At 72.7% G+C, this 14458-nt stretch carries 15 protein-coding genes; 5 read left to right on the top strand and 10 right to left on the bottom strand.

Translation table 11 applies throughout. The features are described from left to right. Positions 1-23: 23 nt before the first annotated feature. A complete protein-coding gene (locus K2F47_RS05740) occupies positions 24-2147 on the bottom strand; it encodes an MMPL family transporter (RefSeq protein WP_242901668.1) in 2124 nt (707 codons plus the stop codon). A 181-nt stretch (positions 2148-2328) separates the two neighbouring features. On the opposite strand from K2F47_RS05740, the gene K2F47_RS05735 reads away from it, so the two are divergent. Then, entirely contained in the window at positions 2329-2667 is a 339-nt protein-coding gene (locus K2F47_RS05735) for a cytidine deaminase-like protein (protein ID WP_242901667.1), read from the top strand. Between the two features lie 217 nt (positions 2668-2884). On the opposite strand, the gene K2F47_RS05730 is transcribed toward K2F47_RS05735, so the two are convergent. The 4 genes from K2F47_RS05730 to K2F47_RS05715 all read right to left on the bottom strand — a co-directional run bounded on the left by K2F47_RS05730 (position 2885) and on the right by K2F47_RS05715 (position 6214). Further along, the gene (locus K2F47_RS05730; protein WP_242901666.1) at positions 2885-4180 is read right to left on the bottom strand and encodes a hemolysin family protein; all 1296 of its coding nucleotides are present in this window, start codon (positions 4178-4180) and stop codon (positions 2885-2887) included. 16 nt (positions 4181-4196) lie between these two features. Next, on the bottom strand, positions 4197-4676 hold the full coding sequence (gene ybeY / locus K2F47_RS05725) for an rRNA maturation RNase YbeY (protein ID WP_242901665.1): 480 nt from the start codon (positions 4674-4676) through the stop codon (positions 4197-4199). Next, positions 4676-5737 carry a PhoH family protein gene (locus K2F47_RS05720; RefSeq protein ID WP_242901664.1) on the bottom strand — a complete coding sequence of 354 codons (1062 nt, stop codon included), beginning with the start codon at positions 5735-5737 and terminating at the stop codon, positions 4676-4678. The genes ybeY and K2F47_RS05720 overlap by 1 nt, the downstream gene beginning before the upstream one ends. Positions 5738-5869: 132 nt before the next feature. Further along, positions 5870-6214, bottom strand: coding sequence for a histidine triad nucleotide-binding protein (locus K2F47_RS05715; RefSeq protein ID WP_156219290.1), 345 nt, complete (start codon positions 6212-6214; stop codon positions 5870-5872). A gap of 366 nt (positions 6215-6580) precedes the next feature. Here K2F47_RS05715 and K2F47_RS05710 point away from each other — a divergent pair, with 366 nt between their 5' ends. Beyond that, positions 6581-7165 carry a SigE family RNA polymerase sigma factor gene (locus K2F47_RS05710; RefSeq protein WP_242901663.1) on the top strand — a complete coding sequence of 195 codons (585 nt, stop codon included), beginning with the start codon at positions 6581-6583 and terminating at the stop codon, positions 7163-7165. Beyond that, entirely contained in the window at positions 7162-7881 is a 720-nt protein-coding gene (locus K2F47_RS05705) for a hypothetical protein (RefSeq protein WP_242901662.1), read from the top strand. Before K2F47_RS05710 ends, K2F47_RS05705 begins: the two co-directional genes overlap by 4 nt. Before the next feature lie 117 nt (positions 7882-7998). Here the strand turns inward: K2F47_RS05705 and K2F47_RS05700 are convergent, their stop codons facing one another. Genes K2F47_RS05700 through hrcA form a run of 3 tightly spaced genes read right to left on the bottom strand, consistent with a single transcriptional unit; the run spans position 7999 to position 10934 of the window. Beyond that, complete coding sequence (locus tag K2F47_RS05700; RefSeq protein ID WP_242901661.1) at positions 7999-8730, bottom strand: 16S rRNA (uracil(1498)-N(3))-methyltransferase; 732 nt, start codon at positions 8728-8730, stop codon at positions 7999-8001. 56 nt (positions 8731-8786) lie between these two features. Next, entirely contained in the window at positions 8787-9920 is a 1134-nt protein-coding gene (gene dnaJ, locus K2F47_RS05695) for a molecular chaperone DnaJ (RefSeq protein ID WP_242901660.1), read from the bottom strand. Then, positions 9921-10934, bottom strand: a complete 1014-nt coding sequence (gene hrcA / locus K2F47_RS05690) for a heat-inducible transcriptional repressor HrcA (RefSeq protein ID WP_242901659.1) — start codon at positions 10932-10934, stop codon at positions 9921-9923. Positions 10935-11187: 253 nt separating this feature from the next. Between hrcA and K2F47_RS05685 the strand changes: the two genes are divergently transcribed. Beyond that, entirely contained in the window at positions 11188-12012 is an 825-nt protein-coding gene (locus K2F47_RS05685) for a DUF3097 domain-containing protein (protein WP_242901658.1), read from the top strand. Positions 12013-12054: 42 nt separating this feature from the next. Next, positions 12055-12684, top strand: a complete 630-nt coding sequence (locus K2F47_RS05680) for a DUF4870 domain-containing protein (protein WP_242901657.1) — start codon at positions 12055-12057, stop codon at positions 12682-12684. A gap of 25 nt (positions 12685-12709) precedes the next feature. On the opposite strand, the gene hemW is transcribed toward K2F47_RS05680, so the two are convergent. Together hemW and K2F47_RS05670 are read right to left on the bottom strand one after the other, a co-directional pair. Then, positions 12710-13918 (bottom strand): radical SAM family heme chaperone HemW, encoded by a 1209-nt coding sequence (gene hemW, locus K2F47_RS05675; protein ID WP_242901656.1) that lies wholly within the window; start codon positions 13916-13918, stop codon positions 12710-12712. 35 nt (positions 13919-13953) lie between these two features. After that, entirely contained in the window at positions 13954-14394 is a 441-nt protein-coding gene (locus K2F47_RS05670; RefSeq protein WP_242901655.1) for an antitoxin YezG family protein, read from the bottom strand. Positions 14395-14458 lie beyond the last annotated feature (64 nt).

Below are 14458 nucleotides of genomic sequence, written 5' to 3'. Positions count from 1 at the left end.
GCTAGGTCGCGATCACCGGGCGGTCACGCGGGCTGGGGTTCGCGCTCGGCGTCTCCGGCGGGGGCGGCGCCGTGCAGGTCGATGTTCGGCAGCACGCGGGCCAGCGGCTTCGGCAGCCACCAGTTCGCCCGTCCGAGCAGCGCCATCGTCGCGGGCACCAGCACCAGCCGGACGATCGTCGCGTCCAGCGCCACCGCCGCCGCCAGCCCGACGCCCATCTGCTTGATGACCACGCCCGGGTCCATCGCGAAGCCGAGGAACACCGCGACCATGATCAGCGCCGCGCTGGTGATCACCCGGCCGGTCGCGGCGAGCCCGGTGGACACCGAGCCGCGCGCGTCGCCGCTGCGCAGCCACTCCTCGCGGACCCGCGAGAGCAGGAACACCTCGTAGTCCATCGAGACGCCGAACAGCACGGCGAACATCAGCAACAGGATGAAGCTGGACACCGGGACGCTGTGCGGCAGACCGAGCAGCTCGGCGCCCCACCCCCACTGGAACACGGCGGTCAGCACCCCGTACGCGGCGCCGATCGACAGCAGGTTCATCGCGGCGGCCTTGAGCGGCGCCAGCACCGACCTGAAGACGATCATCAACATGATGAACGAGGTCGCGACGACGACGCCGATCACCGGCCACAGCCGCTCCGCCAGCACCCGGGACAGGTCCACATACGTCGCGGTCAACCCGGTGACCTCCGTGCCCGGCGGCAGGACGTCGGCGCGGATGTGGTCGACGAGCCCGGTCACCGCCTCGTCCTGCGGGCCGTACCTCGGCGTCACGATGATCACCGCGGCGCTGCGGTCGGGCGACAGCTGCGCGGGCGCGACCGAGACCACGCCGTCGACGCGGGCCAGCTTCTGGCCGAGGCCGGGCAGCGCCGAGGCGTCCATCTTCTTGAGGTCAGCGGCGACGAGGAACGTGCCGTTGGCGCCCGGCCCGTAGGCCTCGGCGACCAGGTCGTAGGACTGCCGGACGGTGTTGGACGTCGGCTCGCTGCTCGCGTCGCTCGGCCAGGTGCGCATGCCGAGCATCGGCGCCGCGAGCGCGAGCATCAGCACCAGCGCGGCGACCAGCCACGGCCACGGGTGCCGTCCGACGTGCTCGGCCCACCTGCGCACCCGGGGCGACTCCGCCGAGATCACCGCGCCGACGGCCCGGTCGCGGCGGCGCAGCACCCGCCGTCCAGCGAGGCCGAGGACCGCGGGCAGCAGCGTGACCGCGCTCAGCACGGTCGCCGCCACGACCAGCCCGGTCGCGAAGCCCATCGTCATGAACACCGGAATCCGCGACAGCACCAGCCCGCACAGCGCCAGCAGCACCGTGAACCCCGCGAAGATCACCGACATGCCCGCGGTGGCGATGGCGCGGCCCACCGACTCGGGGACGTCCAGCCCCTCCGCGAGGCCCTCCCGGTGCCGGGTGAGGATGAACAGCGCGTAGTCGATCCCGACGCCGAGCCCGACCATGATCGCCAGCGTCGGCGCGGTGGTCGCCACGTTGGTGAACGTCGCGAGCAGCGTGATCGCCGACACCCCGACGCCGAGCCCCGCCAGCGCGACGGCCAGCGGCAGCCCCGCCGCCACGACCGACCCGAACGCCAGCAGCAGGATCACCAGCGCCGCGACGATGCCGACCGCCTCGGCGACACCGCCGGGCGCCGTCACGTTCTCGGGCACCTGCCCGCCGAACTCGACCTGGTACCCGGCCTTGTCGAGGCCGTCCGTGGCGTCCCGCAGCAGTTCGAGCGTCGGCTTGGGCTTGAGGTCGGTCACCGGCACCGAGTACCGGACGGTCATCAACGCGGTCGCGCCGTCCTTGGACGGCTGCGGCGGATCCACGGCGGCGACGTGCGGCAGCTTGCGCAGCTCCGCGCCCGCCCGGCCGAGCGCCGCCTGGTCCACCGTGCCCGACTTCGCGTGTACGACGACCCGCGCGTCCGCGCCCGACAACGCGGGGAACCGGTCCTCCAGCAGGTCCCGGGCCTGCTGCGACCCGGACCCCGCCAGCGTGTAGTCATCGTGCAGCGCGCCGCCCGCGACCCCGGCGATCCCGGCCATCGCCCCGATGAGCACCAGCCACACGACGACGAACCGCCACGGCCGCAACGCGGCGGCCCTCCCGAGGCGGTAGAGCAGACGGGACATCACAACTCCCCCAGACAATCTCCATTGACCTGAGAAGAGTCGCTCCGCCCCCTTGCCGCCCACTTGGCACCGACTTGGGATCGTGGACAGCGCGCACTTGCGGGAAGTTGAGCGGGCACTTCCGGGAAGTTCTCGGAAGGTGTGGGAAAGTTTGAACAACTCGCCCCGTACGCTTGGGGGCGTGAGCGAGCTGAACGCCGAGGACGCGAAGATCATCACCCTGGCGCGGTCGTCCAGGGCCCGCAACGGAGCCGCCGAGGGCGCCGCCGTCCGGGACGAGACCGGCCGCACCTACGCCGCGACCGGCGTCGACCTGCCGTCGCTGAAGCTGTCGGCCCTCCAGGTCGCCGTCGCGATGGCGGTGTCGAGCGGCGCCGCGAACCTGGAGGCCGCCGCCCTGGTCACCACCGCAGACGCGCCCGCCGATGCCGACGTCACCACCGTCCGCGACCTCGGCCCCAAGGCGACCGTCCTGCTGGCCGCCCCCGACGGCACCCTCCGCACCACCCTGCAAGCCTGACCGGCCTCGGGGACACGCCGACAGCGCCATCACAGCACCACGCGACGACCCCAGCGTTGCGATCGCGTCCGAAGGCAGATTCGAGCGAAGCGAGAATCTGATCGCGCAGCGAGCCGCCAGGCGAGTTCGAAGCGATGCCAGCGATCGCCGCAGGGCCCGTTGAAGGAAGGCGCTCTAGCGCCTGACGCCGAGGGTGCTGCTGATAAGCACAGCGCTCCTAGCGCCTGACGCCAAGGGTTCTGCTGACCAACACAGTCCCTACTCGGTTGCGGCGGCCCGCGATGGTCTCGGCCTTCAGGGAGAGGGCGGCGCCGTTGCCGGTGGAGCCGACCTCGGCGGTGGAGCCCTCGATGGGGACGCGGCCGAGCGCGTGGGCGAGCAGGCCGCCGACGGTGTCGACCTCCTCGGCGTCGATCTCGGTGTCGAACAGCTCGGCGAGGTCCTCGACGGGCAGCCGGGCGGTGACGCGGGCGACGTCGCTCGACAGCCAGGTCACCGGTGGGGTCTCGCGGTCGTACTCGTCGGTGATCTCGCCGACGATCTCCTCCAGGATGTCCTCGATCGTGACGAGCCCGGCGGTGCCGCCGTACTCGTCGATCACGATGGCGAGGTGGATCTGGCGGGCCTGCATCTCGCGGAGCAGCTCGTCGATCGGCTTGCTGTCGGGGACGTAGGTCGCCTCCCGCATGACCGAGTCGACGGTCTCGACGGCCTCGCCCTCGCGGTGCTCCTGGCCGCGGCGGACGATGTCCTTGAGGTAGGCGATGCCGACGACGTCGTCCTCGTTCTCGCCGACGACGGGGATGCGGGAGAAGCCGCTGCGCAGCGCCAGCGACATCGCCTGGCGCAGCGTCTTGCCGCGCTCCACGAACACGATGTCGGTGCGCGGCACCATCACCTCGCGGACGAGGGTGTCGCCCAGCTCGAACACCGAGTGGATCATCTCGCGCTCGTCCGGCTCGATGAGGCTGCGCTGCTCGGCGAGGTCGACGAGGTCGCGCAGCTCCGCCTCGGACGCGAACGGGCCCTCGCGGAAGCCCTTGCCGGGCGTCAGCGCGTTGCCGAGCAGGATCAGCAGCCGGGGCAGCGGGCCGAACACCCGCGTGACCGGGTGGATGACGGCGGCGCCGGCGAGGGCGATCCGGTCGGCGTGCTGGATGCCGAGCGTGCGGGGGCCGACGCCGACCACGACGTAGCTGACCACGATCATGATCGCGGCGGCGACGACGTAGGCGCGCCACGTCTCGTCGAGCCAGGTGACGCACAGGTCGGCGACGATCACGGTGGCGACCAGCTCGCAGCCGATGCGCAGCAGCAGCACCATGTTGACGTAGCGGGCCGGGTCGGCGACGACCTCGGCGAGACGGCGGGAGCCGCGCCGGCCCTCACGGACGCTCTCCTCGACGGTGACGCGCGACACCCGGGCGAGCGCGGTCTCCATGCCGGCCAGCAGGCCCGCGGCGAAGACCAGGACCACCGCGAGGGCGGACAGCCATCCCTGCGTCGTGCTCATGATCCGGCCGCGGCGGTCATGACCGGCCGCGTTTCTCCTGCCAGGACGTGAGCAGCTCCGCCTGGAGGCCGAACATCTCCCGGTGCTCCTCCGGCTCGGCGTGGTCGTAGCCGAGCAGGTGCAGGATGCCGTGCGCGCACAGCAGCTCCAGCTCGGCCGCCGTGCCGTGGCCGGCCTCGCGGCCCTGCCGCTCGGCGACCGCCGGGCACAGCACGACGTCGCCGAGCAGGCCGGGGTCGGCCTCGCCGTCCTCGTCGGCGCCGCCCGACAGGTGGCCGGGGCGCAGCTCGTCCATCGGGAACGACAGCACGTCGGTGGGGCCGGGCTCGTCCATCCACTTCACGTGCAGCTCGGTCATCGCCGCCTCGTCGACCAGCAGCACCGACAGCTCGGCGAGCGGATGCACGCGCAGCGAGTCCAGGACGTGGCGGGCCAGGTCGGCGATGTCCTTCTCGGCGACCTCGACGCCGGACTCGTTCACCACGTCGATCGTCACTACCGCCCCCGCTTGCGCGCCCCGCCGCGACCCGCCGCGGGCTGCTTGAACTGCGGCACGCGCGACTCGTCGTAGCGGTTGTAGGCGTCGACGATGTCGGTGACCAGCTTGTGCCGGACGACGTCGCGGCTGTCGAGCCGGGAGAAGTGGATGTCCTCGACGCCGCCGAGGATGTCCTGGACGACGCGGAGCCCGCTCAGCTGCCCGTTCGGCAGGTCGACCTGGGTGACGTCGCCGGTCACCACGACCTTGGAGCCGAACCCGAGCCGGGTGAGGAACATCTTCATCTGCTCGGGCGAGGTGTTCTGCGCCTCGTCCAGGATGATGAAGGAGTCGTTCAGCGTGCGCCCGCGCATGTACGCCAGCGGCGCGACCTCGATCGTGCCGGCGGCCATCAGGCGGGGGATCGAGTCGGGGTCGACCATGTCGTGCAGCGCGTCGTACAGCGGCCGCAGGTAGGGGTCGATCTTCTCGTAGAGCGTTCCCGGCAGGAAGCCGAGCCGCTCGCCCGCCTCGACCGCCGGACGGGTGAGGATGATGCGGTTGACCTGCTTGTCCTGGAGGGCGCGGACGGCCTTGGCCATGGCCAGGTAGGTCTTGCCGGTGCCCGCCGGGCCGATGCCGAACACGATCGTGTGCTTGTCGATCGCGTCGACGTAGCGGCGCTGGTTCAGCGTCTTCGGGCGGATCGTGCGGCCCCGGCTGGACAGCACGTCCAGCGTGAGGACCTCGGCCGGGCGCTCGCCGCCCTCGCCGCGCAGCATCGCGATGCTCCGCTCGATGGCGTCGGGGGTGAGCTGCGTACCGCCCTTCAGCAGGTCGAACATCTCCGTGAACAGCCGGGAGACGAGGTCGGTCTCGTCCTCGGGGCCGGTCACGGTGATCTCGTTGCCGCGGACGTGGATGTCGAGGTCGCTGCCGAACGCCCGCTCCATCGCGTGGAGCAGCTCGTCCCGGGAGCCCAGCAGGCTCACCATCGAATGGTCGTCCGGCACCACGATCTTGATCTGGGTGCGCGAGCCTGCACGGTCGTCGCGCCTCGCGTGAGTTGATTCGACCATCAGCCGGGCCTTACGGCCTCTCGGACCTGCTTTCTGTCTGCTCCGGTGTCCAGCGTGTGTCGCATCCATGGTACTGGCCGCCCATGACGGAACGCCGCCCCATTTACGGGCCGCCGGAGCCCCGCGCGGCGCTCAGCCGGGCGGCCAGTTCAGGCCACGCCCGCCGAGCACGTGCGCGTGCACATGGAAGACGGTCTGCCCGGCCTGCGACCCGGTGTTGAACACCAGGCGGTAGCCGGTGCCGTCGACGCCCTCGTCCCGCGCCACCTGGTGCGCCTCGCCGACCACCTCGGCGAGCAGCGCCGGATCGGCGGCGGCCAGCTCGGCGACCGTCGGATGGTGGTCCCTCGGGATGACCAGCACGTGGGTCGGCGCCTGCGGGTTGATGTCGCGGAACGCGACCACCCGCTCGCCCTCGCGGACGATGGTCGCGGGCACCTCACCCGAAACGATCTTGCAGAAAAGGCAGTCGGACATCGCTCTCCTCCCCCTCGCTCTGGCCCCTGCGGTCTGTCTCGCACGGTCGATCCCATGCACCAGGCCGCCCGGAATCCTATCGAGGCGGGAAGGGCCCGTCGCACCACGTCGCCTCGTTGATCGCTTTATGGCCACGAGATCGCCACGAATGGGGGACCCGCTGATCGTTTCTCCGTCCGGCGCCCGCATTTCGAGCGGCCGCTTCGTTAGGGTGGTCAATTCAAGGCGTACCCCCCGGTCCGCAGCCTTCGGCGCGCCTCACCCCGACTGCCGCGCCCGTTCGACGGCGATCGCGTGGGGGCCCGTCCGAAAGGACGGCCGGGGGACGGCAAAGGCGGCGGATAGGTGACCGAGGCAGACCAAGAGATGCCCTTTCGTAAACCCGGTGACGAGGGTGCGCGTCCCACTGACGTGACCGAGACCCTCGTGGCCAGGGGCACGGCGGCCGTGGCCGTCGCCTGGGACGCCGACCAGGCGGTGACCGCGCTGTACAGCGCCAACTACCGCTCCCTCGTCCGGCTCGCCGCCATGCTCGTCCGCGACGCGGGGACGGCCGAGGAGGTCGTCCAGGACGCGTTCGTCGCGATGCACGGCGGCTGGCGGCGGCTGCGCGACCCCGACAAGGCCCTGTCGTACCTGCGGCAGTCGGTGGTCAACCGGTCGCGATCGGTGCTGCGGCACCGCGCCGTCGTGGAGAAGTACGCCCCGAAGGGGCTGCCCGACGCGCCGAGCGCAGAGGCCGGGGCCATCGGCGAACTCGAACGCTCCGCCGTGATCGACGCGCTGTCTGGGCTGCCCGCCCGCCAGCGCGAGGCGCTCGTCCTGCGCTACTACGCCGATCTGTCCGAAGCGGAGATCGCCCATGCGATGGGGATCTCCCGCGGCGCCGTGAAGAGCCATACGGCGCGCGGAATGACCGCGCTACGCAACGTCCTGGAGCAGTTCTCATGACACCCGACCCCCACGACGAGCACGGCGAGATCCTCCGCCGCGCCCTGCACGCGGAGGCGGACGCGGTCAGTCCCGTCGGGGACGGCCTGGAACGCATCCGGGCCCGGATCGCGGACGGCGGTGGTCGCCGCCGGTTCGGCCTCGAACGGTTCGGCGGGGCGTGGCTCGGGCCGAACCGGTTCGCGGTGAACTGGACGCGCCCCGTCCTCGCCGTCGCCGCGGCCGTCGCGGTCGCCGGGATCGGCATGACGGCCCCCCAGACGATCGACCTGATCCAGCACTCGGTGGGCAGTAACGGGCCGTCCGCCGGGAGCGGCGCCGACACCGACGGCGACCGCACCGACGCCCAGGGGCATCCGCTCCCGCCCGGCTCCTCCACACCGGACGGGCCGAGCGTGTCCGGCACTCCGTCACCGTCCGGGTCGCCCACCACCACGGGCTCGCCCGGCATATCGGCCTGCGTCATCTCGCCGCCGCTCACGCCCGCGCCGAGCCCCTCGCCGTCGAAGAAGAAGAGCGCCGACGCCGGGGGTAAGCAGCCGGGGGCGAAGCCGTGCCCCGGCGGCGGCCCGCCCGCCACCTCGGCGCCGCCCACGCCGGTGCCGCCGACCACGACCCAGCCGACCGACCCGCCGCCGACCGACAAGCCGACGCCGCCCACGTCGAGCGAGCCGTCCACGACCTCCGAGCAGGCCCCCGGCGCCACCACGCCCTGACCGGGCCCCGAAGTCTCCCGCCCGCACGCTCCCGAACCGAAAGCTCCCCGCTCCCCCTCCAGACCAGAAGCCCCCGGGCTGGCAGCGGCCTGCCGCGCTACAAGCGGCCTGCCGCCGTTACCAGCGGCCTGTCGCGGCCAGCAGCACCGCCGCCGCGGCGACGCCCGCCGTCGAGGTGCGCAGCACCGTCGGGCCGAGCCGGGTGGGACGCCCGCCCGCCGCGCCCAGCTCCGCCAGCTCCTCGCCGGTGATGCCGCCCTCGGGGCCGACCACGAGGACGATCTCGCCGTCCGCGGGCGGCTCGACGGCGCTGAGCGGCGCGTCGGCCTCCTCGTGCAGCACGAGCGCCAGCGCCGCCGCCGCGAGCCGCCGCGCGACCTCCTCGGTCGAGGCGAGGTCGGCGACGTCGGGGAACCGGGGGCGGCGGGCCTGCTTGCCCGCCTCGCGGGCGGTGCCGCGCCAGCGGGCGAGGGCCTTCTCGCGGCGGTCCGGCCGCCACCGGGTGACGCAGCGCGCCGCCGACCACGGGACGATCTCGTCCACGCCGGCCTCGGTCATCGTCTCCACCGCCAGCTCGCCCCGGTCGCCCTTCGGCAGCGCCTGGACGACGACGAGGCGGGGCGCGGGCGGCGGCTCGCGGTGCCGCGCCACGACGTCCAGCGTGAGCGACGCGCGGTCGGCGGCGGCCACGACGCACTCGGCCAGCAGGCCCGCGCCGTCGGTCAGGTCGACGCGCTCACCGGGCCGCAGCCGCCGCACGGTGGCGGCGTGCCGGCCCTCGGGCCCGTCCAGCAGCACCCGGTCGCCCTCCAGCGCCGCGGCCGCGGCGAGGAACACCGGCGGACTCATCGCGCTCCCCCCGAATCGCCGTGGCGGCCGTCGTGATAGGCCGCCACGGCCGCGCTTCAATGCTGGTTGAACACGTCCCGGATGCGGGAGAACATGCCGCGCTGCCCCGGGGCGAACTTGCCGGGCGGGCGCTCCTCGCCGCGGAGCTTGGCGAGCCGCCGCAGCAGCTCCTCCTGCTCCTCGTCGAGCCGACCGGGCGTCTCCACGTTCACGTGGATCATGAGGTCGCCGCGGCCGCTCTCGTTCAGGTGCCGGACGCCGCGCCCGTACAGGGTGATGACCTGCCCGGACTGCGTGCCCGGCTTGATGTCGACGCCCTCGGCGGCGTCCAGCGTCTCGACCGTGACGCTGGTGCCGAGCGCGGCGGCCGTCATCGGGATCTCGACCGTGCAGTGCAGGTCGTCGCCCTCCCGCTCGAAGATCGGGTGCGGCTTCTCCACGATCTCCAGGAACAGGTCGCCGGGCGGGCCGCCGCCGGGGCCGACCTCGCCCTCCCCCGCGAGCTGGATGTGGATGCCGTTCTCGACGCCCGCCGGGATCTTCACCTTGACGGTGCGGCGGGTGCGGACCCGCCCGTCGCCCGAGCACTCGGCGCACGGGTTGCGGATCACCGAGCCGAAGCCGCCGCACGCCGGGCAGGGGCGGGCCGTCATGACCTGGCCGAGGAACGAGCGCTGCACCTGCTGCACCTCGCCCCGGCCGTGGCACGTCTCGCACGTCTCGGGGTGGGTGCCCGGCGCGCAGCCGGAGCCCTCGCAGGACGTGCAGGCGACCGCGGTGTCGATCGACAGCTCGCGGGTCGTGCCGAACGCCGTCTCCGCCAGGTCGAGCTCGACGCGCAGCGTGGCGTTGCGGCCGCGCCTGGCCCTCGTCCGGGGGCCGCGCGAGGCGGCGGTGCCGAAGAAGGCGTCCATGATGTCGCTGAAGGGGAACCCGGCACCGCCGAAGCCGCCCGGGCCCGCGCCCGCGCCGGACGCGAACGGGTCGGCGCCGAGGTCGTACATCTCACGCTTCTTGGGGTCGGAGAGGACCTCGTACGCCTGCGTGATCTCCTTGAACTTCTCCTGGGTCTCCGGGTCCGGGTTGACGTCCGGGTGGAGCTCGCGCGCGAGGCGGCGGTAGGCCTTCTTGACCTCGTCGGCGCTGGCGTCGCGGCGGACGCCCAGGGTCGCGTAGTAGTCGTTGGCCACTTACGACCCCGCCAGGATCTGACCCACGTAGCGTGCCACTGCCCGTACCGCTCCCATCGTGCCGGGGTAATCCATGCGTGTCGGCCCGAGCACTCCCAGCCGGGCCAGCGTGAGGTCGCCCACGCCGTAGTCGGCGGCGACGACCGAGGTCGATCGGAGCCCCTCGTCGGGGTTCTCGGTGCCGATCCGCACCGTAAGGGTAGAGGAGTCGCCGGTCTCGCCGAGCAGCCTCATGAGGACGACCTGCTCCTCCAGCGCGACCAGCACGTCCCGCAGGCTCTGTGAGAAGTCCACGGCGGCGAGGTTGGCCGCGCCCGCGAAGACGATCTTCTCCTCGTGCTTGTCGACGAGCGTCTCCAGCAGCACCGACAGCACCGAGGCCGCGAGGGGGCGGTCGGCGGCGCCCACCTTGTCGGGGAGGTCCGCGATCGCGGTGGGCACGTCGCCGAGCCCGAGACCGTCCAGGCACGTGTTGAGCAACGCCCGCAGGTGCCCGATCGATTCCTCGGAGACCGGGCCGTGGGTCTCGATGACCCGCTGCTCCACCCGTCCCGTGTTGGTGATCAGGACGAGCAGCAGCCGCCCCTCGGCGACCGGGACCAGCTCCACGTGCCGCACCGACGAGCGGGTCAGCGACGGGTACTGCACGACCGCGACCTGCCGGGTGAGCTGCGCGAGGAGCCGCACCGTCCGGCCGACGACGTCGTCGAGGTCGTAGGCGCCCGACAGGAACGTCTCGATCGCGCGGCGCTCGGCGACCGACAGCGGTTTGATCGTCGAGAGCCGGTCGACGAACAGCCGGTAGCCCTTGTCGGTGGGGACGCGGCCCGCGCTCGTGTGCGGCTGGGCGATGTACCCCTGTTCCTCCAGCACGGCCATGTCGTTGCGGATGGTGGCCGAGGACACGCCGAGGTTGTGCCGGTCCACCAGGGCTTTGGAGCCCACCGGCTCGTTCGTGGAGACGTAGTCCTCGACTATCGCGCGCAGGACCGCGAGTTTCCGCTCGTCCAGCACGTGGTCACCTCCTTCATCCCCTGCCACGGGCCCCCATCGTCTCTCGTCACCGGCCGACGCCGCTGGCACTCCAGACTTCCGAGTGCCAATTGTACGGCCCGGAGGCGCCGGACTGGAGAGCCCGCGGCCCTCGCGTCCTGCCGCACTCCCCCGCACCTCCTCCCACCGCGTCCTTCCGGCGGACCTGGAGACGCGCGGCGGCGCGCTTCCGGACGGCTGCGCGATCTTATCCTTCCGGTTAATGTGCGGAACCGTGCGGAGTAAGAACTACGGAAACGACGTCCTGTCCGGCGACTGGCGGCGGCCCCGCAAAGGGCAGATACCCGAGATACCGGCCGAACCCGGCCTCGTGGCCGAGGACCCCGACAGCGGCTTCTGCGGCGCGGTCGTCGGCTGCGACAAGTTCGGCGTCACGCTGGAGGACCGGTTCGGCAAGCGACGGGTGTTCCCTTTGACCAAGTCGGGGTTCCTCATCGACGGGAAGCCGGTGACGCTCGTCCGCCCCGCCGGCCCGGCGGCGGAGGTCTCGGGGCCCGCCCGGTCGGCGTCCGGGTCGATCGCGGTGCGCGGGGCGCGGGCCAAGGTGGCCAAGGAGAGCCGCATCTACGTGGAGGGTGTCCACGACGCGGAGCTGGTGGAGAAGATCTGGGGGCATGACCTGCGCGTCGAGGGCGTCGTCGTGGAGTACCTGGAGGGCGTGGACGACCTGCCCGCGATCGTCGAGGAGTTCGCCCCGGGCGAGGGACGGCGGCTCGGCGTCCTCGTGGACCACCTCGTCGAGGGGTCCAAGGAGAGCCGGATCGCCGCGCGGGTCACCTCCCCGCACGTCCTCGTCACCGGGCACCCGTTCATCGACGTCTGGGAAGCCGTCAAGCCCGACGCTGTGGGCATTTCCGCCTGGCCACGCGTCCCGCGCGGCGTACCCTGGAAGGAAGGGGTTCTCGCCGAGCTCGGCTGGGGGGACGACGTGGGTGCGGGCTGGAAGCGGATACTCCGCTCGGTCGACTCCTACACCGACCTCGAACCGGCTCTGCTCGGCCGCGTAGAGGAACTCATCGACTTCGTGACCGCCTTCTGACCTCGGCCCGTCCGCCGGGCGGTGCCGCTAAGGAGCACCGCGATGACGCACGGGCAACCAGAGCAGCCGGGCGGCCAGGGGAACCAGCCTCCGCCAGGTCCGCCGGGCTGGGACACGCAACCCGGCGCGGGTCAGCCGGGCTACGGCCAGCCCGGGTACGGCCAGCCGGGGTCCGGCCAACCCGGCTACGGTCAGCAGGGCTACGGCCAGCCCGACTACGGTGCGCCGAGCCAGGGATACGGGCAGCAGCCCGGCTACGGCCAGCAACCGGGCTACGGGCAGCAGTCGGGCTACGGCTACGGCGGGCAGGTCCAGCCGTACGGGCCTCCCGGGGCGCCCGGCGCGACGACCTCCGACGAGCGGACGTGGGCGCTGATGGCCCACATCGGACAGTTCCTGGTGGGCTTCATCGCCCCGCTGCTGGTCTACCTCCTCAAGAAGGACACCTCGCCGTTCCTGCGGCACCACGGCGCGCAGGGCCTCAACTTCGCCATCACCCAGTTGGCCTACTTCGTGATCAACCTGGTGCTGATGGTCGTGCTGATCGGGTTCCTCACCTTCACCGCGCAGGTCATCGCGGAGATCGTCTTCCTGATCCTGGCGGGCGTCGCGGGCAACCGGGGCGAGTGGTACCGCTACCCGTCCTTCATGGCCTGGCCGATGATCAAATGAGGCGGCGGCACGGGCCGGGCGCGGATCAGGTCAGGTCGCGGACGACCGCGTCGGCGAGCAGGCGGCCGCGCAGGGTCAGGACGGCCCGGCCCTCCTCGTAGGGGCCGGGTTCGAGCAGGCCGTCCGCGATCGCGCGGCGGACGGCCCGCTCGTCCAGCAGGTCCGCCGGGCAGCCCGCGGCGAGCCGCAGCTCCAGCATGATCCGCTCGATGCGGCGGTCCTCGGCGTCCAGCACCTCGCGCGCGTGCGCCGGGGTCGTCCCCTCGGCGAGGCGGGCGGCGTGGGCGGCGGGGTGCTTGACGTTCCACCAGCGCGTCCCGCCGACGTGGCTGTGCGCGCCGGGGCCGACGCCCCACCAGTCCGCGCCCGTCCAGTAGAGGAGGTTGTGGCGGCACGCCGCGTCCGGGCCCGTGGCCCAGTTGGAGATCTCGTACCAGCGCAACCCGTGCGCGCCGAGCAGCTCGTCGGCGATGAGGTAGCGGTCGGCCATGGCGTCGTCGTCGGGCGGGGTCAGCTCGCCGCGCCGCACCTGGGCCGCCAGGCGCGTGCCGTCCTCGACGATCAGCGCGTACGCCGAGACGTGGTCGGGCTCGGCCTCCAGCGCCGCCTCCAGGGACGCGCGCCAGTCGTCGTCGGTCTCCCCCGGTGTCCCGTAGATGAGATCGAGGTTGATGTGCTCGAACCCGGCTTTGCGCGTCCAGTCGACGACCTCGGGGACGCGTCCGGGGGTGTGGGTCCGCTCCAGCACGGCCAGGACGTGCTCGCGCGCGCTCTGCATGCCGTACGAGACGCGCGTGAACCCGGCCTCGCGCAGCTTCGCCACGTACGCCTCGTCCACCGACTCGGGGTTCGCCTCGGTGGTGACCTCCGCGCCGGGCGCGAGGCCGAACTCGGCGTCGACGGCGGCCAGGACGCGGCCCAGGTCGTCCGGCGGGAGGAGGGTGGGCGTACCGCCGCCCACGAACACGGTCTCGACCGGGAGGTCGGCGTCGCCGAGCACCCGCCGCGCCATCCGGACCTCGGCGATCGCGGTGTCGGCGTAGCTGTCGCGGCTCGCGCCGGGCCCGAGCTCCGTCGCCGTGTAGGTGTTGAAGTCGCAGTAACCGCACCGGGTCACGCAGAACGGGACGTGGACGTAGAAGGCGAACGGCCGCGTCCCTAGGCCCTCCAGGGCGCTGGCGGGCAGCGCGCCGTCGGCGGGTACGGGGTCACCATCGGGCAGGGTCGCGGGCACCCCTCAAGTCTGCCCCCACCCGGGCGATGCCCGGGTCAGGCGTCGTCGAGCTTCGCGCGGAGCCAGCCGGGGATGTTCTCCTCCGCGCGCGGGAAGCGGTCGAGGTCGAGCGCGTAGGCGGACGGCGTGAGCGGCGGCGTGAAGTCGGGCTCGCCGTCGTAGTCGAACTCCGCGCTGAACCGGCCGGACCGCTCCACCTCCAGGCGCGCGGTGAACCAGGCGCCCTTGCCGCGCCGGTACATGACGCGGCGCAACTCGTCCATCCGCCCCACGGCCTGGCCGGGCGGCATCGCCGTGCGGCGCGCGCCGCCCTCGTCCTCGACCTCGAAGGAGGCGCTGTCGATCCCGACGGTCGCGCGGAACTCGAACCCGAGCCGCCGCCAGCCCTCCGGCGCGGCCGACCGCAGCGCGCGGACGGCGCCGTTCACCACCTCCCGCTCGGCCGGGGAGCGCAGGACCTGCTCGGAGTGGGTCACGCGTGAACCTCCGGAGGTCGATCGGGTCTGATCGGGACGGCTGGGCGGATCGGGCAGGCGGGCC

Source organism: Actinomadura terrae (assembly GCF_022751215.1).
Taxonomy (GTDB): Bacteria; Actinomycetota; Actinomycetes; order Streptosporangiales; family Streptosporangiaceae; genus Spirillospora; species Spirillospora terrae.
This window is presented reverse-complemented; position numbering and strand designations above follow the sequence as displayed.

Excerpts from the sequence above, each read along its gene's own strand:
- K2F47_RS05700 (WP_242901661.1), bottom strand. The coding sequence starts at position 8,730 with ATGAGTCCGCCGGTGTTCCTCGCCGCGGCCGCGGCGCTGGAGGGCGAC.
- K2F47_RS05730 (WP_242901666.1), bottom strand. The coding sequence starts at position 4,180 with ATGAGCACGACGCAGGGATGGCTGTCCGCCCTCGCGGTGGTCCTGGTC.
- K2F47_RS05680 (WP_242901657.1), top strand. The coding sequence starts at position 12,055 with ATGACGCACGGGCAACCAGAGCAGCCGGGCGGCCAGGGGAACCAGCCT.
- K2F47_RS05720 (WP_242901664.1), bottom strand. The coding sequence starts at position 5,737 with ATGGTCGAATCAACTCACGCGAGGCGCGACGACCGTGCAGGCTCGCGC.
- K2F47_RS05740 (WP_242901668.1), bottom strand. The coding sequence starts at position 2,147 with ATGTCCCGTCTGCTCTACCGCCTCGGGAGGGCCGCCGCGTTGCGGCCG.
- K2F47_RS05715 (WP_156219290.1), bottom strand. The coding sequence starts at position 6,214 with ATGTCCGACTGCCTTTTCTGCAAGATCGTTTCGGGTGAGGTGCCCGCG.
- K2F47_RS05710 (WP_242901663.1), top strand. The coding sequence starts at position 6,581 with ATGCCCTTTCGTAAACCCGGTGACGAGGGTGCGCGTCCCACTGACGTG.
- K2F47_RS05705 (WP_242901662.1), top strand. The coding sequence starts at position 7,162 with ATGACACCCGACCCCCACGACGAGCACGGCGAGATCCTCCGCCGCGCC.